The following is a 20,402-nucleotide window of genomic DNA, read 5'->3' on the forward strand; positions in this document are numbered from 1 at the left end:
CCGGAGGGGACAGGGCCTTGAAGACCGACATCGAGATCGCGCGCGCGGCGCCGAAGAAGCCCATCGGAGAGATCGGCGAGGCCCTGGGCATCCCGGCGGAGGCCCTGCTGCCCTACGGGCACGACAAGGCCAAGGTCGGGCAGGCCTTCATCGACGGGCTGGCAGGGCGCCCGGACGGCAAGCTGATCCTCGTCACGGCCGTGAACCCGACCCCCGCGGGCGAGGGCAAGACCACCACGACCGTGGGCCTCGGCGACGGGCTGAACGCGATCGGCAGGCGCGCGGTGGTCTGCATCCGCGAGGCGTCGCTGGGCCCCAATTTCGGCATGAAGGGCGGCGCGGCGGGGGGCGGGCACGCGCAGGTCGTGCCGATGGAGGACATGAACCTTCACTTCACGGGCGACTTCCACGCGATCACCAGCGCGCACAGCCTGCTGTCGGCGATGATCGACAACCACGTCCACTGGGGCAATGAGGAGGGGATCGACGTCCGCCGCGTCCAGTGGCGGCGGGTCGTGGACATGAACGACCGCGCGCTCAGGCAGGTGACCGTCGGCCTGGGCGGCGTGGCGAACGGCTTCCCGCGCGAGGGGGGCTTCGACATCACCGTCGCCTCGGAGGTGATGGCCTGCCTCTGCCTCGCGCGCGACCTGAAGGACCTCGAGCGGCGGCTGGGGGACATGATCGTCGCCTACCGGCGCGACCGCAGCCCCGTCTTCTGCCGGGACATCAAGGCGGACGGGGCGATGACGGTCCTCCTGAAGGACGCGATGCAGCCCAACCTCGTCCAGACGCTGGAGAACAACCCCGCCTTCGTCCACGGCGGGCCCTTCGCCAACATCGCGCACGGCTGCAACAGCGTGATCGCCACGAGGACGGCGCTGAAGCTGGCCGACTACGTGGTCACGGAAGCGGGCTTCGGCGCCGACCTCGGGGCGGAGAAGTTCATGAACATCAAGTGCCGCCTCGCCGGGCTGGCCCCTTCGGCGGTGGTGCTGGTCGCCACGGTGCGGGCGATGAAGATGAACGGCGGCGTGGCGAAGGCCGACCTCGGGGCAAAGGACGTGGAGGCCGTGCGCAGGGGCTGCGCCAACCTCGGCCGGCACATCGAGAACGTGAAGGGCTTCGGCGTTCCGGTCGTGGTCGCGATCAACCACTTCTCGGGCGACGCGGACGCCGAGGTCGAGGCCGTGCGCGCCTTTGCCGAGACCCAGGGAACGGAGGCCATCGTCAGCCGCCACTGGGCCGAAGGGGGCCGGGGGGCGGAAGCCCTGGCCCGCCGCGTGGCCGCGATCGCCGACGCGGACGTCGCGAACTTCGCGCCGCTCTACCCCGACGACATGCCCCTCTTCGAGAAGGTCGAGACCGTCGCCAAGCGCATCTACCGAGCCGACGAGGTCCTGGCGGACAAGAAGGTCCGCGACCAGCTGCGCCTCTGGGAGGAGCAGGGCTACGGCCACCTTCCGGTGTGCATGGCCAAGACGCAGTACTCATTCTCGACCGACCCGAACCTGCGCGGCGCGCCCACGAACCATTCCGTGCCCGTGCGCGAGGTCCGCCTGAGCGCGGGGGCGGGCTTCGTCGTCGTGGTCTGCGGGGAGATCATGACCATGCCCGGCCTTCCCCGCGTGCCCAGCGCGGAGAGCATCCGCCTGAACGATGCGGGCGAGGTCGAGGGCCTCTTCTAGATGGAGCCTCGAGGATGACGCCCCGGACGACGCGCCGCCGCCGTTCCTGCCGCCGCCGCGGTCTCGCGCCCGCCGCGGCGGCCCTCCTGGCGGTGCTCTGCCTGCCGGCGCCCCCCGCCGCCGAGACGGTCCCCGAGGGCGCGTGGTTCGAGCATCCCTTCGGGGGGCGCCGCTCCTACCAGGGGGACTGGCTGGTGGTCTGCGACGAGGCGGGGCGCGGGCCCTGCCGGGCGGTGCAGTACGTGCACCTCGTCGACGGCGGCTTCTTCGGGAAGGGGCGCCTCTCGGTGAACCCGGACGCCGAGGGCGGCCCGGTGCTGACCCTCTGGGGGCGGGAGCTCGACGCCGCGGGGACGGCCCGGCGGGGCCTCGGGATCGCGATCGACGGCGGGCCCGAGCGGGTGGTCGACGTCCGGCCGGGGGGGCCGGACGGGCCGGGCGATCCGCAGAAGGTCACAGTGCCGGACGCGGAGGGGCTGATCGAGGCGATGCGCGCGGGCCGCTGGATGCACGTCCGCGCGGCGGGGGCGGAGGAGATCTATTCCCTGCGCGGGATCGCCGGGGCCCTCGACGCCATGGAGGCGGACCGCGAGGCGTTCGGGCCGCCGTCGCGGCGCCGGGCGCGGTGAGGGACGGAACGGAAGGAGGGCGCGGAATGACCGCAGCCATCATCGACGGCAGGGCCTTCGCGGCCCGCATCCGCGAGCGGGTCGCCGGCCATGTCGCCCGGCTGAAGGATGAGCACGCGATCACGCCCGGCCTCGCGGTGATCCTCGTGGGCGAGGACCCGGCCTCGGAGGTCTATGTCGGGCACAAGCGCGAGGCGACGGTGGCCGCCGGGATGGAGAGCTTCGAGCACCGGCTCTCCGCGGACACGTCCGAGGAGGCGCTGTTCGCGCTGATCGACCGGCTGAACGCCGATCCGAAGGTGCATGGCATCCTCTGCCAGTTCCCCGTGCCGGAGCACCTGGACGAGCGGCGGACCGTGGCGCGGATCGACCCCGCCAAGGACGTGGACGGCCTGAGCGTCGAGAACGCGGGCCTTCTGGCGACGGGGGGCGACGCGCTCGTCCCGTGCACGCCGCTGGGGTGCCTGATGCTCCTGCGGGACGCCTTGGGCGATCTCTCCGGCCAGGAGGCGGTGGTGGTGGGGCGCTCGAACCTCTTCGGCAAGCCGATGGCGCAGCTCCTCCTGCGGGAGGACTGCACGGTGACGGTGGCCCATTCGCGCACGAAGGACCTCGCCGCGGTGTGCCGCAGGGCGGACATCCTCGTCGCGGCGGTGGGCCGGGCCGGTATGGTGCGGGGCGACTGGGTGAAGCCAGGCGCGACGGTGATCGACGTCGGCATCACGCGCGAGGCGCATCCCGGAAGGCCGGGGAAGACCCGGCTGGTCGGGGACGTCGCCTTCGAGGAGGCGGCGGAGGTCGCCGGGGCCATCACGCCCGTGCCGGGGGGGGTCGGGCCGATGACCATCGCGTGCCTTCTGGCGAACACGCTGGCGGCGTGCTGCCGGGCGCACGGGCTGCCGGTGCCGGAGGGGCTGACGGCCTGACGGCCGGCCCCGCCGCCGTCCCCCCGCCCCCTGCGCGAGGGGCGCGTCAGCTTCCCGCGTTCGGGACGAAGAGGCGCTGCCCGTCCACCTCGAAGGAGGCGATGGCCGCCTGTCCCGCCGGGCCGGTGATCCAGCTCGCGAAGGCCTCGGCGGCGTCCGCGTTCACGCCGGGATGGCGGGCGGGGTCCACGGGGACGACGCCGTAGGGGTTGAAGAGGCGCGGGTCGCCCTCCAGCAGGATGCGGTGGCCGCGCTTGTTGCCGAACGCCGCCCAGGTCGCGCGGTCGGTCAGCGCGTAGGCGTCCATGGCCACGGCCGCGTTCAGCACCGCGCCCATGCCCTGGCCCATCTCGCGGTACCAGGTGCCGGAGGCCGGAAGCGGGTCGACGCTGGCTTCGGCCCAGAGGCGCATCTCGGCCCGGTGGGTGCCGCTCTCGTCCCCGCGCGAGGCGAAGGGCGCCCCGCGGGCGGCTATGGCGGCGAGGGCGGCGGGCGCCTCGTCCAGGGCCGCGATCCCGGCCGGGTCGCCTGCCGGGCCGACGAGGACGAAGTCGTTGTACATCACGTCGCGGCGGCCCGTGCCGTGGCCTTCGGCGACGAAGCGCTCCTCCGCGGTGCGGTCGTGGGTCAGCAGCACGTCGCCGTCCCCGCGGGCCGCCGCCCGCAGCGCCTGCCCGGTGCCGACGGCTACCGCGCGCACCTCGATGCCGCTCTGCGCCTCGAAGAGGGGAAGGAGATGGGCGAGAAGGCCCGAGTTCTCCGTCGAGGTGGTGGAGAGCAGGATCAGCGGGTCGCCCGCGCCCGCGTCCTCGTCCGCTCGCGCGGGGGCGAGGGCGGGGGCGAGGGCGGACAGCGAGAGGGCGAGGAGGAGGGCGCCGAAGGGAAGCCGGGGGGTCATGGCGCGGCTCCTAGGCCCGCCGGGCCGCCGTCGTCCAGGGGTCCCCAGGCCCCGCCCACGGGCAGCGCGGCCACCGGCCCCCTCGCGGCGATCCGCCCCCTCCGGAGGATCGCCCCTTCGCCACCCAGGCGCCGGGCCTGGCCGGGGTCCTGCGTCACGAGGACGAGGGCGGTCCCGGCCGCGGCGGCGCGCGCGAGCAGCGCCTCGACCGCGCGGGTCGCCTCTGGGTCGAGCGAGGCCGTCGGCTCGTCGAGGAGGAGGAGGTCCGGCGCGGCCAGGAGCGCGCGCACGAGGGCGACGCGCTGGGCCTCGCCCCCCGAGAGGACCGCGGCCGGGCGGTGGGCGAGGTGGAGGAGGCCCGCCTCCCCCAGCGCGGCCTCGGCGCGGGGGGTCCGCACGCGCCGGGGCGCCCCGGCGGCGGCGAGCGCGAAGCGGAGGTTCGCGAGCACGGAGCGGCGCAGGAGCACCGGGCGCTGGAAGACGAGCGCCTGGCCGCGGCGCGGGCCGGGGGGCGCCGGACGGCCGCGCCAGAGCAGCGTCCCCCCATGCGGCACGAGCCCGTGCAGCGCCCGCAGCAGGACCGTCTTGCCGGCCCCGTTCGGGCCCATCACCACGAGGCGCCCGCCCGCCGGCACGGCGAGGTCCACCCCGTCCAGCAGGCGCCGGCGGGGGGTCTCCCCGGGGGCCTCCACGGTCAGGCCGCGCGCCTCGATCAGCGGCGGCGGGGCGCCGCTCATGCCGCGAGGGCGCCCGAGGGGCCGCGCAGCAGCATGACGGCGGCGTTCACCCCGAGCGAGATCCCGAGGAGGATCAGGCCCAGCGCGAGCGCCAGCTCCAGCTCGCCCTTGGAGGTCTCGAGCGCGATGGCGGTGGTCATGACGCGCGTGTGGTGCGCGATGTTGCCGCCCACGACGATGACGGCGCCGACCTCGGCGATCGCGCGCCCGAAGCCCGCCAGCGCCACGGTCGCGAGCGCGCCGCGCGCGTCGAGGAGCAGCGCGCGCAGCCGCAGGAGCGGGCCGGCCCGCAGCGACGCGAAGAGGTCGCGATACTCGGCCGCGCGGCCCGCCACGACCTCGCGCGTGAGCGCGGCGACGAGCGGCGTCACGAGGAGGGTCTGCGCCAGCACCATCGCGGCGGGGGAATAGAGGATGTCGAGCCAGTGGAGCGGCCCCGACGCCGACAGGAGGAGGTAGACCGCGAGCCCCACCACGACCGGCGGCAAGCCCATCAGCGCCGAGAGCGCCGCCGTCGCAGCCCTGCGGCCGGGGAAGGCGAACGCGCCGACGGCCGCGCCGAGCGGCATGCCGATCGCGCAGGAGGCGAGCACCGAGGCCGCCGTGACCCGCAGCGACAGGGCCGCGATCTCGAGCACCTCGGCGTCGCCCCGGGCGATGAGGCGGATGGCCTCGACGGTGATCTCCCACATGGCACGCGCCCCTTTCGGTCCGAAGGGATGCCAAGGAACCGCGCGGAGGGCGAGGGGGCCTCGCCGCCGGGCGGGGCCGGGCTAGGATGGGGCGGATGGACTGGATGATCTTCGGCCTCTTCCTGATCGCGTGCACGGGGGCGGGCGCCACCGGCGCGCTGTTCCCGCCGGGGGACTGGTACCGGCGGCTGGACAAGCCCGCCTGGACGCCGCCCGACTGGCTGTTCCCACTGGCCTGGACCTATCTCTACGTGGCGATCGCCTGGGCCGCGGCCCGGGTGGCGCACTTGCCGGGCGCGGAGGTCGCGCTGGCCCTCTGGGCGGCGCAGATCGCCTGGAACGCGCTCTGGACGCCGGTATTCTTCGGGCTGAGGCGGCTGAAGGCGGCCCTCGCGGTCCTGGCCGTCCTCTGGGCGCTGGTTCTTCTGGCGGCGGTGGCCTTCGCCATGCTGGACCGGCTGACGCTGATCGCCTTCGTCCCCTACGTCGTCTGGACGAGCTATGCCGGCGCGCTGAACGCCGACATCCTGCGCCGCAACGGCGGCCGCGCCGCGGCCGCCTGAGCCGCCGCCGCCGCCGCTCAGCGCCTGCGGGGGACGCGCATCATGGCCATGGGCTTCATCCACCACGCGCCCCAGCGGCGCAGGTCGATGCTCTCGTGGACGCCTTCGGTCCGCACGCCGCCGAGCACCGTCTCGATGGCCGCGCGGTTGTAGAAGGGTGCGCCCAGCATGGCGCGTGACTGCCGCGGGGCATGGCCGGCGTCGGCCCAGGCCTCGCGCCGCACGCCCCAGCGCGAGCGCGGAAGCGGCATGCGCCGGGGGATCGGCACGGGCGTGACGGAGCCGTCGGGCGCGAAGCGGGCCGCCATGCCGCGCTTGGTGCCGTCCGCGAGGTCGGCGTCGTAGACCACGATCGCGCCGTCGCCGTCGGGGAAGCGGCCCCAGACCCAGTAGTCGAAGTCCTCCTCTAGGGGGCGAAGCCCGAAATTGGCGTCGAAGTAGCCGTGCCCGCGCCAGCGGCCGTGACGGCCCAAGTCCACCTCGACCTCCGCGCGGGGCGCGAAGGGGCGCCACACGTGCGTCCCGTCGGGGGTCAGGGCGCGCTCGACCTCCGTGACGAAGCGGGGCGTCAGTGTCACGGTGCCCCGGATGCGCTCCATGTGGGGCCAGGCACGCTCGTCCACGTCGACGACGACGCGGCCCCCTTCCCACCGCATGGAGGAGGCGCCGATGTCGATGCGCGCCTCCTCCTGCCGGAGGCGCGCGCGCCCGCGGTCGGTCATCGCCCAGCGCCCGCCCGGCCCGTAGGTGACGACGTGCATGCAGCAGTTGTCGTCCGGATCGCGCCGCCCCGACCAAGCGTACCAAGGCGAGAAGACGCCGCCGAGGAAGGCGATGACGTTCAGCGCGCGGCCCCGTCCCCCGTCTTCCTCGAGGGCGTCCATGTACCACCAGCCGTAGCCCCGGGGCGGGACCTCGACGGCGAAGTTCGGCCCGTCCCGATCGCCTCGGCCGCGTGCCGGCCGGAAAGCGCTGCCATCGGGATCCCCGCCCCCGGATGGCAGCCCCCCCCCGCCAGGAGGAGGCCCGGCATCGGCGTCCGGGCCCGCGGGCGCCGCAGCGCCGCCCAGCTCCCGTGCGGGGACGGCCCGTAGAGGGCGCCGGCGCTGCCCGGATGCATCGCCGCGAAGTCCCTCGGCGTCGTCGGCGGCGGCGGCTCGGGATCGAGGCGCAGCCCGTGCGCCCTCAGGCTGCGAAGCATCGTCGAGTGACATGAAGCGCTCTCCTCGGTGGTGCCGCCCGGCAGGGGCGGGGCGTTTGCGATGATCTCGAACCGCCGGAGCGGCGGGTCCGGCTTGGGGGTCCCGCCCCATTCAGCGCACAGATAATGGGTCGGGTCCCGCGGCGTCTCGCCACGGCCGAGGGCGGCGTGCTCCTCCTCGGGGTCGGCGAAGAAGACGTTGTGATGGGCGAGTTCGGGCCCCGTCGCGCGCGCCGCGAAGGCCCAGACATGCGCCGAGTGCGAGCGCGGCTCGACCGCCCGGCGGGGCACCGCGGGGCGCGCGGCCTCGCCGAGGAGGCCTTCCGAGAGGGCCCGGGGATCGCCGGCGAACACGGTGTGGGCGGCGCGGATCGTGCGGCTCTCGTCGGTGACGGCGCCGCGCACGCGGCCCCCGCGGACCAAAAGGCGCGCGGCCCCCTCGCCGAAGCGCAGCGTCCCGCCCCGGCGCCGGACGAGGCCGGCGAGGGCTGCGGCGATGGCGGAAGGTCCCCCCTCGACCCGCCAGACGCCGGAGGCCTCGGAGTGGTAGATCAGCCCGAGGACCGCGGGCGAGAGGCGCGGCGAGCCGCCGACATAGGTGGCGTAGCGCCCGAAGAGCTGCCGCAGCCGCGGGTCGCGGAACCGGGCGTCGAGCGCGCCCTGGAGGGTCCTGCCGGGCAGCAGCGCGCCGAGATGCCGGGGCCGGGACAGCGCAGCGGCGAGGAGGCGGGCGGGACGGGGGCGCGCCGCGCGCATCATCGGGCGGTCGAACGCCTCGAAGAGGGCGCGGGCCTCGGCCGCGAACCGCCGGAAGGCGTCCGCCTCGCGCGGGCCTGCGAAGGCATCGACGGCCGCGGCGGAGGCGGCCGGGTCCGGGAAGAGGTCGAGGGCGGTCCCGTCGCGCCAGGAGTGGCGGGCGAGGATAGGCTCGCGCGAGAGGGCGACGTGGTCCTCCAGGTGCTCGCCCACGGCCTCGAAGAGGGCGTCGAAGACCGGGCGCATCGTCACCACGGTCGGGCCGGCCTGCGCCGGGCCGGCGGGCGTCGGCACCGTGCGCGCCTTGCCGCCCGGCGCCGCGGCCCTGTCGAGGACCACGACCCGGTCGCCGGCGGCGGCGCGCAGCGCGGCGCAGGCGAGGCCCCCGAACCCCGCACCGATGACCAGCGTGTCGACGTCCAAGGCGGCGCCTCCTTCGATCCGATGGACAGATTAGAGTGTCCAGTTTAGTTTACAACACGAAGCAGCCGCGAAGCGGCCCTGCGGGAGGATTCCCATGCCCCTGACGAAGCGCATCGAATCGGCCATGGATGCGGCGCTCGCCCTCGCGGCGGGGGCGGACGCGCCGCCGCGCCTCGCCGCGGCGCTGCCCTACGCCGTGAGGCCCGGCGGGGCGAGGATCCGCCCGACGATCCTTCTGAACGTGGCGATCGCCTGCGGCGACGACGAGCCGGCCGCTGCCGACAGTGCGGCGGCCGCGCTCGAGCTGGTGCACTGCGCCTCGCTGGTCCACGACGACCTGCCCATGTTCGACGACGCGCCCCTGCGGCGGGGCAAGCCCGCGCTCCACGCCGCCTTCTCCGAGCCGCTCGCGCTCCTCGCGGGCGACGCGCTCATCATGCTGGCCTTCGACGTGCTCGCGGCGGGGGGGCAGGCGCGGGCGCTCGGGCTGGTCCGCCTCCTGGCCGCGTACGGGGGGATGCCCGGCGGCATCTGCGCCGGGCAGGGCTGGGAGTCGGAGGCGAAGGTCGACCTCTCGGCCTATCACCGGGCCAAGACCGGCGCGCTCTTCGTGGCGGCGACGCAGATGGGCGCGGCGGCGGCGGGCCACGACCCCCTCCCCTGGGAGGAGCTGGGCCAGCGCATCGGCGAGGCGTTCCAGGTCGCCGACGACCTTCGCGACGCCCTCATGACCGAGGCCGAGCTGGGCAAGCCCTCGGGCCAGGACGCCGTCCATGCCCGCCCCTCGGCCGTGGCCGAGCTGGGGCTGCGGGGCGCGGCGCGGCGCCTCGACGACATCCTCGCGGGGGCGGTTGCCTCGATCCCCGCCTGCCCGGGCGAGGCCGCGCTGGCGATGATGGTGCGCAGGACGGCCACGCGCTTGGTGCCGGCCGACCTTCCCGCGCGGATCGCTGCCGAGTGACGGCCGTGGACGCGCCCCTCGCGCGGCGGGGGGGCTGGCGCGCGAGGGTGCTGCGGCTCGCCGCCTCGCCCCGGTTCCAGTCCCGGGGCGCGCGCAGCCCCCTGCTGCGACGGCGGGTGCGCCGCGACGGCGAGGCGATCTTCGACCTCGTGGCGGGGTTCGTCCACTCGCAGGCCCTGCTCGCCCTGGTCGAGCTCGACCTTCCGGGGGCCGCGATCGACGCGCCCGTCGGCGCCGATCACGGCGCGGGGGCCGGGATCGCGCCGGGGCGGATGGCGACGCTGCTGGACGCGGGCGCGGCGCTCGGCCTGCTGCGGCGCGAGGGCGAGGGGTGGCGCGCCACGCTGCGGGGTGCCGCGCTCTCGGGGGTGCCGGGGCTGCGGGACATGATCCGGCACCACCGGGCGCTCTATGCCGACCTCGCCGACCCCCTGGCGATCCTTCGCGGCGGCACGGGCGAGCTGGCCCGCTTCTGGCCCTACGTCCATGGCGAGGCGCCGGAGGCCGAGGCGCGGCGCTACTCGGCGTTGATGGCCGATTCGCTCGGACCGGTCGCGGAGGAGGTGCTGGACGCCGTCGACCTTTCGGGCGTGCGGCACCTGATGGACGTGGGCGGCGGGACGGGGGCGTTCCTCTGCCACGCGGCGCGGCGCACGGACGCGGCGCTGACCCTCTTCGACCTGCCCGCAGTCGCCCCCGCGGCCGAGGCGCGGTTCCGGGCCGAGGGCGTCGCCGCACGGATCGCGCCCGGCAGCTTCCGGGACGGGCCGCTGCCGGAGGGGGCCGACTGCATCACGCTGATCCGGGTCCTCTACGACCATGACGACGCGACGGTGGCGGAGCTTCTCGCGAGGTGCCGCACGGCGCTGCCGGACGGCGGCCGCCTGATCGTGGCCGAGCCGATGCGCGGGAGCCGGGCGGGCGACCTCTACTTCGCGTTCTATTGCATGGCGATGGGCACCGGCCGCGCCCGCACCCCGGACGAAGTCGCGCGCCTGGTGGCCGGGGCGGGGTTCGGAACCGTCCGGCAGCGGCGCACCCGGCGGCCCTTCGTGACCTCCGTCGTCGAGGCCCACACCTGACTGTCCAGTTTAGTTGACACCTCGGTCAGTATCGCTATCGTGACATCATGTCGCGGATCGTCCAGTCCGCGACGATGGGGAGATCCGATGCGTACCCAGGCCGTCCTTCTTTCCGACACGCGCGACCTCGACCTCGCCGAGTTGCCGCTGCGCGCCCCCGTGGCGGGCGAGGCCGTGATCCGCATCCGCCATTCGGGCATCTCGACCGGCACCGAAAAGCTGTTCTGGACCGGGGAGATGCCGCCCTTCCCCGGGATGGGCTATCCCCTGGTCCCGGGCTACGAGGCGCGGGGCGAGGTGGTGGAGGGGGCGGGTCGGCTGAAGACCGGCGACGCGGTCTTCGTGCCCGGCGCCGACTGCTACGAGGGCGCGCGCGGCCTCTTCGGCGGCGCGGCCCGGACGGTCGTGACCGATTCGGCCCGCTGCGTCCGGATCGATCCGGGGCACGGCCCGGAGGGCGCGCTCCTGGCGCTGGCGGCGACCGCGCGGCACGCGGTCGCGGGCCTCGGCAACGCCTTGCCGGAGCTGATCGTCGGCCATGGCGCGCTGGGCCGCCTCCTGGCGCGGCTGACCGTGGCCGCCGGCGGCGAGCCCACCGTGTGGGAGGCGAACCCCGGCCGGCGCGGCGCCGCGGACTATGCGGTGATCGCGCCCGAGCAGGACGAGCGGCGGGACTACGGCTGCATCTTCGACGCCTCGGGCGACGCCGCGCTGATCGACGGGCTGATCGGCCGGCTCGCCCGGGGGGGCGAGCTGGTGCTCGCGGGCTTCTACGCGGGCCGCCCGAGCTTCGCCTTCGCCCCCGCCTTCATGCGCGAAGCGCGCATCCGCATCGCGGCCGAGTGGACGCCGGACGACCTGCGCGTGACCCGCGACCTCGTGGAGGGCGGGCACCTCTCGCTGGACGGTCTGATCACGCACCAAAGGCCCGCGGCGGAGGCGGCCGAAGCCTACGCCACGGCCTTCGACGACCCCGCCTGCCTGAAGATGATCCTCGACTGGGAGGGCCACGCATGAGCCTCGACACCGTTCCGGACCTTCGCGCGGACGCGCGCCGACCCGCTCTCGCGGAGCAGGCCGAGGCGCTCCGCAAGGAGGCCGCCGAGCCGACGCTGGAGGTGCCGACGGCGGAGCCGACCTCCAAGACGCAGATCATCGCGATCTACGGCAAGGGCGGGATCGGCAAGTCGTTCACGCTGGCCAACCTCTCCCACATGATGGCCGAGCAGGGAAAGCGGGTGCTGCTGATCGGGTGCGACCCGAAGTCGGACACGACGTCCCTGCTGTTCGGCGGCAAGGCCTGCCCGACGATCATCGAGACGAGCACGCGCAAGAAGCTGGCCGGCGAGGAAGTCGGCGTCGGCGACGTCTGCTTCAAGCGCGGCGGCGTCTTCGCGATGGAGCTGGGCGGCCCGGAGGTCGGGCGCGGCTGCGGCGGGCGCGGCATCATCCACGGCTTCGAGCTCCTGGAGAAGCTGGGCTTCCACGACTGGGACTTCGACTACGTCCTCCTGGACTTCCTGGGCGACGTGGTCTGCGGCGGCTTCGGCCTGCCGATCGCGCGGGACATGGCGCAGAAGGTGATCCTGGTCGGGTCCAACGACCTGCAGTCGCTCTACGTGGCGAACAACGTCTGCTCGGCGGTCGAGTACTTCCGCAAGATGGGCGGCAACGTCGGGGTCGCGGGGCTGGTCGTCAACAAGGACGACGGCTCGGGCGAGGCGCAGGCCTTCGCGAAGGCCGTCGACATCCCCGTGCTGGCCTCGATCCCGCAGGACGACGACCTGCGGAAGAAGTCGGCGAACTACCAGATCGTCGGCACGGACGCCTCGCGGTGGGGCGGCCTCTTCGCCGCGCTGGGCGAGAACGTCGCCGCCGCGCCCCCCGTCCACCCCACGGCTCTGTCGCAGGACGGGCTGCTGGCCCTCTTCGACGGCAAGGACACGGGCGCGGGCGTGGTGCTGGAGCCGGCGACCGATGCGGACATGCGCGGCAAGGACGCCGCGCCGAAGGCTTCGCTGGAGGTGATCTATGACGACGCCTGAGCGCCCCCTCGACCTCCAAGCGCTGGAGCGCCTGGAGCGCGCGCTGAAGGACGGGCGCAAGTGAGCGGGGCCGAGCCCCAGGGCCTGTGCGCCCGGTCGGCCGAGCGGGCCGAGGGCCGCGCCGACGCCGCCATGATGGAGCGGTACCGCGCGGACTACCCCGTCGGGCCGCACGACAAGCCGCAGAGCATGTGCCCGGCCTTCGGCAGCCTGCGGACCGGCCTCAGGATGAAGCGGGTGGGCACGATCCTGTCGGGCTCGGCCTGCTGCGTCTACGGGCTGACCTTCGTGTCGCACTTCTACGGCGCGCGGCGGTCGGTGGGCTACGTGCCCTTCGACAGCGAGACGCTGGTGACCGGCAAGCTCTTCGAGGACATCCGCGATGCCGTCCACGCGATGGCCGATCCTGCGGCCTACGACGCGATCATCGTGACGAACCTCTGCGTGCCGACCGCGTCGGGCGTGCCCCTGCGGCTGCTGCCGAAGGAGATCGACGGCGTCCGCATCGTCGGGATCGACGTGCCCGGCTTCGGCGTGCCGACCCATGCGGAGGCCAAGGACGTCCTCGCCGGCGCGATGCTGGCCCATGCCCGCGCGGAGGTGGAGGCCGGCCCCGTGCCGCGCCCCGAAGGCGGATCGGGGTCTGATTCGGGCCGCCCCTCGCTGGCGCTGATCGGCGAGATGTTCCCCGCCGACCCGGTGATGATCGGCGCGATGCTGGCCCCGATGGGTTTGGCCGCGGGCCCGGTCGTGCCCTGCCGCGAGTGGCGCGAGCTCTACGGCGCGCTGGACTGCGCGGCGGCCGCCGCCATCCATCCGTTCTACGCCGCCACGATGCGCGAGTTCGGGGCCGCGGGCCGGCCCTGCCTGCCTGGCGCGCCCGTGGGCCTGGACGGCACGGCTGCCTGGCTGGACCGGGTGGGGCACGCGTTCGGCGTCTCGGCCGACGGGGCGAAGGCAGCCTTCCTGCCCGCGATCCGCGAGGCGCTGGACGGCTCCCGCGTCGAGGGGACGATCACCGTGTCGGGCTACGAGGGCTCGGAGCTCCTCGTTGCGCGCCTGCTGGTCGAGAGCGGGGCGGACGTGCCCTATGTCGGCACCGCCTGCGCGCGCTCGGCTATGTCCGACCCCGACCGGGAGTGGCTGGAGGCCCATGGCGCGACCGTGCGGTTCCGCGCCTCGCTGGAGGACGACCTCTCCGCAATGGAGGGGGTGCGGCCGGACCTCGCCATCGGGACGACGCCCGTGGTGCAGAAGGCGAAGGAGGCGGGGATCCCGTCCCTCTACTTCACCAACCTCATCTCGGCCCGGCCCTTGATGGGGCCGGCCGGCGCGGGCTCGCTGCAGGAGGTGGTGCGCGCCGCGATGGGCAACCGGGGCCGGATGGCCCGGATGAAGGGGTTCTTCGAGGGCGTCGGCACCGGCGACGCGGCGGGCGTCTGGGAAGGGGCCCCGAACCTGCGGCCCGACTTCCGCGCGCTGAACCGGAAGAAGCTCGACAAGCGCGCCCGCGCCAAGGCGGCGGAGGCGATGATCTGATGCTGATCCAGGACCACGACCGCGCGGGGGGCTACTGGGGGGCGGTCTACGCCTTCACGGCCCTCAAAGGGCTGCAGGTCGTCGTGGACGGCCCCGTGGGCTGCGAGAACCTGCCCGTCACGTCCGTCCTGCACTACACTGACGGCCTGCCCCCGCACGAATTGCCCATCGTGGTCACCGGCCTCGGCGAGGAGGAGCTGGGCCGCGACGGCACGGAAGGTGCGATGAAGCGGGCCTGGGAGACGCTGGACCCCGCCTTGCCGGCGGTGGTCGTCACCGGGTCCATCGCGGAGATGATCGGCGGGGGCGTGACGCCAGAGGGCACGACGCTGCAGCGGTTCCTGCCGCGCACCATCGACGAGGACCAGTGGCAGTCGGCCGACCGCGCCATGCTCTGGGCTTTCCAGGAATTCGGCTGCACGAAGGGCCGCCTTCCCAGGCCCAAGCGGCGGGAGGATGGCGCGCGGCCCCGGGTGAACATCCTCGGGCCCATGTACGGCACGTTCAACATGGCTTCCGACCTCGCCGAGGTGCGGCGGCTGGTCGAAGGGCTGGGGGCGGAGGTCAACATGACCTATCCGCTGGGCGCGCATCTGGCGGATCTGCGGGGCCTCGTGAACGCGGACGCCAACGTGGTGATGTACCGCGAGTTCGGGCGCGGCCTCGCCGAGGCACTGGGCGCGCCCTACTTCCAGGCGCCGATCGGGCTGGAGCAGACGACGCGCTTCCTGCGCGCCCTGGGCGAGGCGCTGGGCCTCGACCCCGAGCCCTTCATCGAGCGCGAGAAGCACTCCACCCTCAAGCCGATCTGGGACCTCTGGCGGTCGGTGACGCAGGACTTCTTCGCGACCGCCAGCTTCGGGATCAGCGCTTCGGAGACCTACGCGCGGGGCATCCGGCGGTACCTCGAGGAGGACCTCGGCCTGCCCTGCGCCTTCGCCTTCGAGCGGAAGGCCGGGGCCAAGAACGACGGCGCGGCGATCCGCGCGGCGATGGCCCAGGGACGGCCTACGGTGGTCCTCGGCTCGATCAACGAGAAGATGTACCTCGCCGAGCTGAAGGCGGGGCACGGGCCGGCGCCCGCCTTCATCCCCGCGAGCTTCCCCGGCGCCGCGATTCGGCGGGCCACGGGCACGCCCTTCATGGGCTACGCGGGCGCGACCTACCTGCTGCAGGAGGTGTGCAACGGCCTCTTCGACGCGCTTTTCCACATCCTGCCGCTCGGCACCGAGCTGGACGCGGGCGCGAGGGCGACGCCCCTCCGCCGCGACCTGCCCTGGGAGCCGGAGGCGCAGGCGCTGCTGGACCGCATCGTGGCCGAGCACCCGATCCTGACCCGCATCTCGGCGGCCAAGTCGCTGCGCGACGAGGCCGAGAAACGCGCCCAGGCCGCCGGCGACGGCCGCGTGGGCACCGACACCGTCCGGGGGCTCGCCCCGGCGTCCTTCAGGGAGGAAGGCTGATGGCAGACCAGTCCATGGACATGCACTTCGCGGACGCGGGCGCCCCGGCGCGCCGCCGCGCGGAGGCCGAGCGGCGCGAGTTCGCCGCCTACTTCGCCCTGATCTTCGCGGCGACGCTGCCCCTGACCCTCGTGGTCTGGGCGCTGACCGCCCTTCGCCACTTCCGGCTGCCCGAGCGCGGGCCGGTGGCGCGCGCCTGGTCGCAGGCCCGCGTCATCACGCCGATGATCTTCTCCGGCGCGTGACGCGCGCCCGGAGGCACGTGATCCGCCCGTCGGCGGAGACCCGGCCGCAGGGGCCCTGCGGCATGCAGACTGTCCGAAGGAGAGACTGAAAATGGCTGACTACACCGGTCTGTCGTTCACGGGCCTCACCGACGACCAGGCTCAGGAACTGCACAGCGTCTACATGAGCGGCCTCTGGCTGTTCGTGATCGTCGCGGTGCTGGCGCACATCGCCGTGTTCATCTGGGCGCCCTGGTTCTGAGGAGGATCCCATGAGCAAGTTCTACAAGATCTGGCTGGTCTTCGACCCGCGCCGGGTGTTCGTGGCGCAGGGCGTGTTCCTGTTCCTCCTGGCGGCGATGATCCACCTCGTGCTGCTCTCGACCGAGCGGTACAACTGGTTCGAGAACGCGGCCATCAAGTACGGCGAGCCGGCCACGCCGGACGCCATCGTCGTCGAGTGAACCCCGGGGAGGGCCCCCCGGGGCCCTCCCCCATCCGAAACACCGGCGCCCGCCTCTCCGGAGGAAGTGCGCGCCGCCGCGAACGGGAGGAGGACGAGCCATGGCGCTCCTGAGCTTCGAGCGGAAATACAGGGTGCCGGGCGGGACCCTCGTCGGCGGCGACCTCTTCGACTTCTGGGTCGGGCCTTTCTACGTCGGCTTCTTCGGCGTCACGACTGTGTTCTTCGCCGCCCTGGGCACGGTCCTCATCTTCTACGGCGCCGCGCTGCAGGGCGTGTGGAACCCCTGGCTGATCTCGATCGAGGCGCCGCCACTCGAGTACGGCCTCGGCCCCGCGCCGCTGGCCGAGGGGGGCCTCTGGCAGATCATCACGATCTGCGCGCACGGGGCGTTCATCTCCTGGCTCCTGCGGGAGGTGGAGATTTGCCGCAAACTGGGCATCGGCTATCACGTGCCCTTCGCCTTCGGCGTCGCGATCTTCGCCTACACGACGCTCGTGGTGATCCGGCCCGTCCTGATGGGCGCCTGGGGGCAGGGCTTCCCCTACGGCATCTGGACCCACCTGAACTGGGTCTCGAACGTCGGCTACCTCTACGGGAACTTCCACTACAACCCGGCCCACATGGTCGCGGTGTCGCTCTTCTTCACGACGACGCTGGCGCTGGCGCTGCACGGCGCGCTGATCCTGTCGGCCGCGAACCCGCCCAAGGGAGAGGAGATGAAGACCCCCGACTACGAGGACACCTACTTCCGCGACTACATCGGCTACTCGATCGGGCCGCTGGGCATTCACCGGCTGGGGCTGATCCTGGCGCTGCAGGCCGGCTTCTGGTCGGCGATCTGCATCGTGATCTCGGGCACCATCTGGTTCGACGAGTGGATCGCCTGGTGGGACTGGTACCTGTTCCTGCCCTTCTGGGCCGACCTGTGAGGGGATGATCAATGCCTGAATACCAGAACATCTTCACCCAGGTTCAGGTCGTCGGCCCGCCCGAGATGGGCATGGCGGGCAACCAGAACCTCGAGAACCGCACCGGGCGGGCCGGCTTCTCGCGTCTCGCGGGGATCTTGGGGAACGCGCAGCTCGGGCCGATCTACCTCGGCACCTGGGGGCTCGTCTCGATCGCGACGGGCACCCTCTGGTTCGTCCTCGTCGGGGCGAGCTTCTGGGGCCAGGTGGACTACAACCCGGCGATCTTCCTGCGCGAGCTCTTCTACCTCGCGCTCGAGCCACCGGGGCCGGAATACGGCCTCTCGCTCGCGGTGCCGATGGCCGAAGGGGGCCTCTACCTGATCGCGAGCTTCTTCCTGCTCATCAGCGTGCTGACATGGTGGGTGCGGTCCTACCTGCTGGCGGACCGGCTCGGGATGGGCAAGCACGTGGCCTGGGCCTTCGCGAGCGCGGTCTGGCTCTTCCTCGTCCTCGGCCTCTTCCGGCCGATCGCGATGGGCTCCTGGTCCGAGGCGGTGCCCTACGGCATCTTCCCGCACCTCGACTGGACGAACCTCTTCTCGCTCTCCTACGGGAACCTCTTCTACAACCCGTTCCACGCGCTGAGCATCGTGTTCCTCTACGGCTCGACCCTGCTCTTCGCGATGCACGGGGCGACGATCCTCGCCGTCTCGCGCTACGGGGGCGACCGTGAGCTCGAGCAGATCGTGGACCGCGGCACCGCGACCGAGCGGGCGGCCCTCTTCTGGCGCTGGACCATGGGGTTCAACGCCACGATGGAGGGCATCCACCGCTGGGCCTGGTGGTTCGCCGTGCTCACCACGCTGACGGGCGGGATCGGCATCCTCCTGACCGGGCCGGTAGTGGACGACTGGTACACCTGGGCGCAACTCCACGGCTACGCACCCCTGGACCCCTGAAGGAGGGCATGATGGACGAAGTGACCACCCCCCTCGGCACGGGATCGGCCCGCCGGTCCGTGCTGCGCCAGCAGGGGATGGGCCTGATGCTGCGCGGGGCGCTCTACGGCGCGATCGCCTTCTTCGGGCCGATCCTCTTCATCGTCGGGCTGTGGCTGGTGGGCCAGCTGCTGCCGGAGGAGTCCAAGCTGGCCCCGGACCCGACCCCCGAATCGAGCGTGCCCTGGCTGGCCGAGGTGCCGGCCTTCGCCTGAGAGACCGGCCCGTCCCCCCGGCGGGGGCGGGCCCTGACGGACGGCTCCGAGAGGGGTCGCGCCACGGGGCCCGTGGGCCCCGGTTCCCTTTTCCCGCGTGGCGGCGGGTGACTCGCCCCGGCCCTTGGGCCGGGGCCTTTTCGCGGGAGGCTTTCGGACGCGGGGATCGCCCCGGGACCGTCGGGCCCCCCTCGAGGCGGCCGGCGGCGCCCCGCCCCCCCGACCCCCAGGAGATGCCGCGGCCGGCGAAGGGGCCGGTGAGGCGCGTTCAGGTGCCCGCGTAGATCAGGTCCGCGTGCCGCTCGAGGTAGATGCGCAGCCAGGGGGTGTAGGCGTCCGGGTCCGCCGCGATGGCCGCCGGCAGGGCGGCGAGGGGTGTCCAGCGCGTGTCCTGCACCTCCCCGGGGTTCGGGGCCATCGCCATGCCGTCCGGCGCGTCGGCGGTGAACACCTCCACCACCTCGTGCTCGGTCAGGCCGTTCCCGACGCCCGCCCGATATTCGACCTGGCCGGCATGGCGCAGGGGAAGCCCTTCTATCCCGAGCTCCTCGCGCAGGCGGCGCGCGGCGCAGTCGGACGGGTCCTCGCCCCAGGCGGGGTGGGTGCAACAGGTGTTCGCCCAGAGGCCGGGCGTGTGGTACTTGCCGGCCGCCCGGCGCTGGAGCAGCGTCTCGGGCCCGGACGGCCCATCGCGCATGACGAAGACGGAGACGGCCGGGTGGCGCAGCCCGCGCTCGTGCGCCTCGAGCTTGCCGACGGGCACGAGCGCGCCGTCCACCCAGGCCGGTATCGTCACGTGGCGGTGGCCGGGATCAGGCCGGTGAGGTGGGCGACGTTCTTCATGCCGATCCTGATATGCGCCCAGGGAGAGGAGCGCACGAGCTTCTTGTTCATGTAGGCCTCGAAGGTCAGGCGCTGCACGTCCGGGTCGTGGCAGAGCGAGACGAACCGCTCGCGCCGCTCGTCGGAGCGGTAATAGGCGTCCTGCATCGCGCCGAGGACGCGGAAGACGGTCTTGTGCTCCTTCATGAAGGCCTTCCGGGCTAGGCGGAGGGCCTTCGCGTCGCCCGTCCGCAGGCATGCGAGGGCGGCCTGCGCGGCCACGCGCCCACCCATCATGGCGTAGTAGATGCCCTCGCCCGAGGAGGGGGCGACCACGCCCGCCGCATCGCCGGCCAGCACCACGTCGCGGCCGTTGTCCCAGCGCTCGAGGGGCTTCAGGGGGATCGGCGCGCCTTCGCGCCGGATGGTGGCGCAGCCCGAGAGGCCGGCGGACGCGCGCAGCTCGGTGGTCGCCTTCTTCAGGTCGAAGCCGGGCGCCTGCGTGCCCATGCCTACGCTGGCCGACCGGCCGTGCGGGAAGACCCAGCCGTAGAAGTCGGGGCTGATCGCGCCGTCGTAGATCACGTCGCAGCGGGCGGGGTCGTAGGTGCCGCCGCCCCCTTCGGCGTGGTCGGGCGCCTCGATGATCTCGTGATAGGCGATGACATAGGGGATCGCGTCGCCCCCCGGCACCTCGGCCCGGGCCACGTCCGACCGCGCTCCGTCCGCGCCGATGACCAGCCGGGCCTTCAGCGTTCGTTCGGCCCCCGTCGCCTTCTCGCGGAAGATCACGGTGGTGGCGTCCGCGTCCCGCTCGATCCGGCGGAAGGTGCCGACGTGCCGCTCGGCCCCGGCCCGGAGGGCCCGCTCGCGCAGGAAAGGGTCGAAGTCCTTCCGGTCGACCATGCCGACGAAGCCGTTCTCGATGGGCATGTCCACGCGCCGCGCCGTGGGCGAGATCATCCGCGCGGTGCGGATGCGGGCGAGGATCTGCGAATCGGGGATCGCGAAATCGTCGATCAGGCGGGGCGGGATAGCGCCGCCGCAGGGCTTGATGCGCCCGTCCCGGTCGATGAGCGCGACCGAGCGACCCTCGCGGGCGAGGTCCTCGGCGGCGGTGGCCCCGGCGGGCCCGCCGCCCACCACGATGACGTCGAGCATGG

23 protein-coding genes are annotated in these 20,402 nt (G+C 73.6%); 16 read left to right on the forward strand and 7 right to left on the reverse strand.

Translation table 11 applies throughout. The features are described 5' to 3' along the window. Window positions 1–17: 17 nt before the first annotated feature. The 3 genes from BCF33_RS10450 to folD are packed head-to-tail and all read left to right on the forward strand — an operon-like array spanning window position 18 to window position 3,243. On the forward strand, window positions 18–1,688 hold the full coding sequence (locus tag BCF33_RS10450; protein ID WP_106160866.1) for a formate--tetrahydrofolate ligase: 1,671 nt from the start codon (window positions 18–20) through the stop codon (window positions 1,686–1,688). Between the two features lie 14 nt (window positions 1,689–1,702). After that, a complete protein-coding gene (locus BCF33_RS10455; RefSeq protein ID WP_106160867.1) occupies window positions 1,703–2,317 on the forward strand; it encodes an invasion associated locus B family protein in 615 nt (204 codons plus the stop codon). A 26-nt stretch (window positions 2,318–2,343) separates the two neighbouring features. Beyond that, a complete protein-coding gene (gene folD, locus BCF33_RS10460; RefSeq protein WP_106160868.1) occupies window positions 2,344–3,243 on the forward strand; it encodes a bifunctional methylenetetrahydrofolate dehydrogenase/methenyltetrahydrofolate cyclohydrolase FolD in 900 nt (299 codons plus the stop codon). 46 nt (window positions 3,244–3,289) lie between these two features. Here folD and BCF33_RS10465 read toward each other — a convergent pair whose 3' ends face one another. Genes BCF33_RS10465 through BCF33_RS10475 form a run of 3 tightly spaced genes read right to left on the reverse strand, consistent with a single transcriptional unit; the run spans window position 3,290 to window position 5,570 of the window. Next, window positions 3,290–4,141: an ABC transporter substrate-binding protein gene (locus tag BCF33_RS10465; protein ID WP_106160869.1), complete on the reverse strand. Its 852-nt coding sequence runs from the start codon at window positions 4,139–4,141 to the stop codon at window positions 3,290–3,292. Further along, window positions 4,138–4,878: an ATP-binding cassette domain-containing protein gene (locus BCF33_RS10470; RefSeq protein WP_106160870.1), complete on the reverse strand. Its 741-nt coding sequence runs from the start codon at window positions 4,876–4,878 to the stop codon at window positions 4,138–4,140. Before BCF33_RS10470 ends, BCF33_RS10465 begins: the two co-directional genes overlap by 4 nt. Next, complete coding sequence (locus tag BCF33_RS10475) at window positions 4,875–5,570, reverse strand: ABC transporter permease (RefSeq protein ID WP_106160871.1); 696 nt, start codon at window positions 5,568–5,570, stop codon at window positions 4,875–4,877. The genes BCF33_RS10470 and BCF33_RS10475 overlap by 4 nt, the downstream gene beginning before the upstream one ends. Before the next feature lie 95 nt (window positions 5,571–5,665). Here BCF33_RS10475 and tspO point away from each other — a divergent pair, with 95 nt between their 5' ends. Beyond that, a complete protein-coding gene (tspO, locus tag BCF33_RS10480) occupies window positions 5,666–6,133 on the forward strand; it encodes a tryptophan-rich sensory protein TspO (RefSeq protein WP_106160872.1) in 468 nt (155 codons plus the stop codon). Between the two features lie 17 nt (window positions 6,134–6,150). Here the strand turns inward: tspO and BCF33_RS10485 are convergent, their stop codons facing one another. Beyond that, a complete protein-coding gene (locus BCF33_RS10485; protein ID WP_106160873.1) occupies window positions 6,151–7,017 on the reverse strand; it encodes a carotenoid 1,2-hydratase in 867 nt (288 codons plus the stop codon). After that, the gene (gene crtD / locus BCF33_RS10490; RefSeq protein ID WP_106160874.1) at window positions 6,975–8,513 is read right to left on the reverse strand and encodes a 1-hydroxycarotenoid 3,4-desaturase CrtD; all 1,539 of its coding nucleotides are present in this window, start codon (window positions 8,511–8,513) and stop codon (window positions 6,975–6,977) included. The genes BCF33_RS10485 and crtD overlap by 43 nt, the downstream gene beginning before the upstream one ends. A 94-nt stretch (window positions 8,514–8,607) precedes the next feature. Between crtD and BCF33_RS10495 the strand changes: the two genes are divergently transcribed. The 12 genes from BCF33_RS10495 to pufX all read left to right on the forward strand — a co-directional run bounded on the left by BCF33_RS10495 (window position 8,608) and on the right by pufX (window position 18,417). Beyond that, window positions 8,608–9,474: a polyprenyl synthetase family protein gene (locus BCF33_RS10495; protein WP_106160875.1), complete on the forward strand. Its 867-nt coding sequence runs from the start codon at window positions 8,608–8,610 to the stop codon at window positions 9,472–9,474. After that, window positions 9,471–10,556 (forward strand): methyltransferase, encoded by a 1,086-nt coding sequence (locus BCF33_RS10500; RefSeq protein WP_106160876.1) that lies wholly within the window; start codon window positions 9,471–9,473, stop codon window positions 10,554–10,556. The genes BCF33_RS10495 and BCF33_RS10500 overlap by 4 nt, the downstream gene beginning before the upstream one ends. 87 nt (window positions 10,557–10,643) lie before the next feature. Beyond that, complete coding sequence (gene bchC, locus BCF33_RS10505; protein ID WP_106160877.1) at window positions 10,644–11,573, forward strand: chlorophyll synthesis pathway protein BchC; 930 nt, start codon at window positions 10,644–10,646, stop codon at window positions 11,571–11,573. Then, on the forward strand, window positions 11,570–12,601 hold the full coding sequence (locus BCF33_RS10510; protein WP_106160878.1) for a chlorophyllide a reductase iron protein subunit X: 1,032 nt from the start codon (window positions 11,570–11,572) through the stop codon (window positions 12,599–12,601). Before bchC ends, BCF33_RS10510 begins: the two co-directional genes overlap by 4 nt. An 84-nt stretch (window positions 12,602–12,685) precedes the next feature. Further along, a complete protein-coding gene (gene bchY, locus BCF33_RS10515) occupies window positions 12,686–14,140 on the forward strand; it encodes a chlorophyllide a reductase subunit Y (RefSeq protein ID WP_245883841.1) in 1,455 nt (484 codons plus the stop codon). Further along, the gene (gene bchZ, locus BCF33_RS10520) at window positions 14,140–15,603 is read left to right on the forward strand and encodes a chlorophyllide a reductase subunit Z (protein ID WP_106160879.1); all 1,464 of its coding nucleotides are present in this window, start codon (window positions 14,140–14,142) and stop codon (window positions 15,601–15,603) included. The genes bchY and bchZ overlap by 1 nt, the downstream gene beginning before the upstream one ends. After that, window positions 15,603–15,848 (forward strand): cytochrome PufQ, encoded by a 246-nt coding sequence (gene pufQ, locus BCF33_RS10525; RefSeq protein ID WP_106160880.1) that lies wholly within the window; start codon window positions 15,603–15,605, stop codon window positions 15,846–15,848. The genes bchZ and pufQ overlap by 1 nt, the downstream gene beginning before the upstream one ends. A 91-nt stretch (window positions 15,849–15,939) precedes the next feature. After that, window positions 15,940–16,089, forward strand: a complete 150-nt coding sequence (gene pufB / locus BCF33_RS10530) for a light-harvesting antenna LH1, beta subunit (protein ID WP_106160881.1) — start codon at window positions 15,940–15,942, stop codon at window positions 16,087–16,089. Between the two features lie 10 nt (window positions 16,090–16,099). After that, window positions 16,100–16,291: a light-harvesting antenna LH1, alpha subunit gene (gene pufA, locus BCF33_RS10535; protein WP_106160882.1), complete on the forward strand. Its 192-nt coding sequence runs from the start codon at window positions 16,100–16,102 to the stop codon at window positions 16,289–16,291. A 100-nt stretch (window positions 16,292–16,391) separates the two neighbouring features. Beyond that, entirely contained in the window at window positions 16,392–17,222 is an 831-nt protein-coding gene (gene pufL / locus BCF33_RS10540; RefSeq protein ID WP_106160883.1) for a photosynthetic reaction center subunit L, read from the forward strand. Between the two features lie 11 nt (window positions 17,223–17,233). Continuing rightward, a complete protein-coding gene (gene pufM / locus BCF33_RS10545) occupies window positions 17,234–18,163 on the forward strand; it encodes a photosynthetic reaction center subunit M (protein ID WP_106160884.1) in 930 nt (309 codons plus the stop codon). Window positions 18,164–18,174: 11 nt separating this feature from the next. Then, the gene (gene pufX / locus BCF33_RS10550; protein ID WP_158259408.1) at window positions 18,175–18,417 is read left to right on the forward strand and encodes an RC-LH1 core complex protein PufX; all 243 of its coding nucleotides are present in this window, start codon (window positions 18,175–18,177) and stop codon (window positions 18,415–18,417) included. 268 nt (window positions 18,418–18,685) lie between these two features. Here the strand turns inward: pufX and BCF33_RS10555 are convergent, their stop codons facing one another. Together BCF33_RS10555 and BCF33_RS10560 are read right to left on the reverse strand one after the other, a co-directional pair. Continuing rightward, window positions 18,686–19,213, reverse strand: coding sequence for an isopentenyl-diphosphate Delta-isomerase (locus tag BCF33_RS10555; RefSeq protein ID WP_106160886.1), 528 nt, complete (start codon window positions 19,211–19,213; stop codon window positions 18,686–18,688). Further along, complete coding sequence (locus tag BCF33_RS10560) at window positions 19,210–20,400, reverse strand: geranylgeranyl diphosphate reductase (RefSeq protein WP_106160887.1); 1,191 nt, start codon at window positions 20,398–20,400, stop codon at window positions 19,210–19,212. Before BCF33_RS10560 ends, BCF33_RS10555 begins: the two co-directional genes overlap by 4 nt. Window positions 20,401–20,402: the final 2 nt, after the last annotated feature.

It is taken from the genome of Hasllibacter halocynthiae (genome assembly GCF_003003095.1).
GTDB classification, from domain to species: Bacteria; Pseudomonadota; Alphaproteobacteria; order Rhodobacterales; family Rhodobacteraceae; genus Hasllibacter; species Hasllibacter halocynthiae.

Bases quoted from the DNA above. Each gene is read 5' to 3' on its own strand.
- BCF33_RS10510 (WP_106160878.1), top strand. From the start codon at position 11,570: ATGAGCCTCGACACCGTTCCGGACCTTCGCGCGGACGCGCGCCGACCC.
- pufA (WP_106160882.1), top strand. From the start codon at position 16,100: ATGAGCAAGTTCTACAAGATCTGGCTGGTCTTCGACCCGCGCCGGGTG.
- BCF33_RS10455 (WP_106160867.1), top strand. From the start codon at position 1,703: ATGACGCCCCGGACGACGCGCCGCCGCCGTTCCTGCCGCCGCCGCGGT.
- pufX (WP_158259408.1), top strand. From the start codon at position 18,175: ATGGACGAAGTGACCACCCCCCTCGGCACGGGATCGGCCCGCCGGTCC.
- bchC (WP_106160877.1), top strand. From the start codon at position 10,644: ATGCGTACCCAGGCCGTCCTTCTTTCCGACACGCGCGACCTCGACCTC.
- pufB (WP_106160881.1), top strand. From the start codon at position 15,940: ATGGCTGACTACACCGGTCTGTCGTTCACGGGCCTCACCGACGACCAG.
- pufL (WP_106160883.1), top strand. From the start codon at position 16,392: ATGGCGCTCCTGAGCTTCGAGCGGAAATACAGGGTGCCGGGCGGGACC.
- BCF33_RS10470 (WP_106160870.1), bottom strand. From the start codon at position 4,878: ATGAGCGGCGCCCCGCCGCCGCTGATCGAGGCGCGCGGCCTGACCGTG.
- BCF33_RS10465 (WP_106160869.1), bottom strand. From the start codon at position 4,141: ATGACCCCCCGGCTTCCCTTCGGCGCCCTCCTCCTCGCCCTCTCGCTG.
- folD (WP_106160868.1), top strand. From the start codon at position 2,344: ATGACCGCAGCCATCATCGACGGCAGGGCCTTCGCGGCCCGCATCCGC.
- pufQ (WP_106160880.1), top strand. From the start codon at position 15,603: ATGGCAGACCAGTCCATGGACATGCACTTCGCGGACGCGGGCGCCCCG.
- BCF33_RS10485 (WP_106160873.1), bottom strand. From the start codon at position 7,017: ATGGACGCCCTCGAGGAAGACGGGGGACGGGGCCGCGCGCTGAACGTC.
- bchZ (WP_106160879.1), top strand. From the start codon at position 14,140: ATGCTGATCCAGGACCACGACCGCGCGGGGGGCTACTGGGGGGCGGTC.
- pufM (WP_106160884.1), top strand. From the start codon at position 17,234: ATGCCTGAATACCAGAACATCTTCACCCAGGTTCAGGTCGTCGGCCCG.
- BCF33_RS10475 (WP_106160871.1), bottom strand. From the start codon at position 5,570: ATGTGGGAGATCACCGTCGAGGCCATCCGCCTCATCGCCCGGGGCGAC.
- BCF33_RS10495 (WP_106160875.1), top strand. From the start codon at position 8,608: ATGCCCCTGACGAAGCGCATCGAATCGGCCATGGATGCGGCGCTCGCC.
- BCF33_RS10560 (WP_106160887.1), bottom strand. From the start codon at position 20,400: ATGCTCGACGTCATCGTGGTGGGCGGCGGGCCCGCCGGGGCCACCGCC.
- tspO (WP_106160872.1), top strand. From the start codon at position 5,666: ATGGACTGGATGATCTTCGGCCTCTTCCTGATCGCGTGCACGGGGGCG.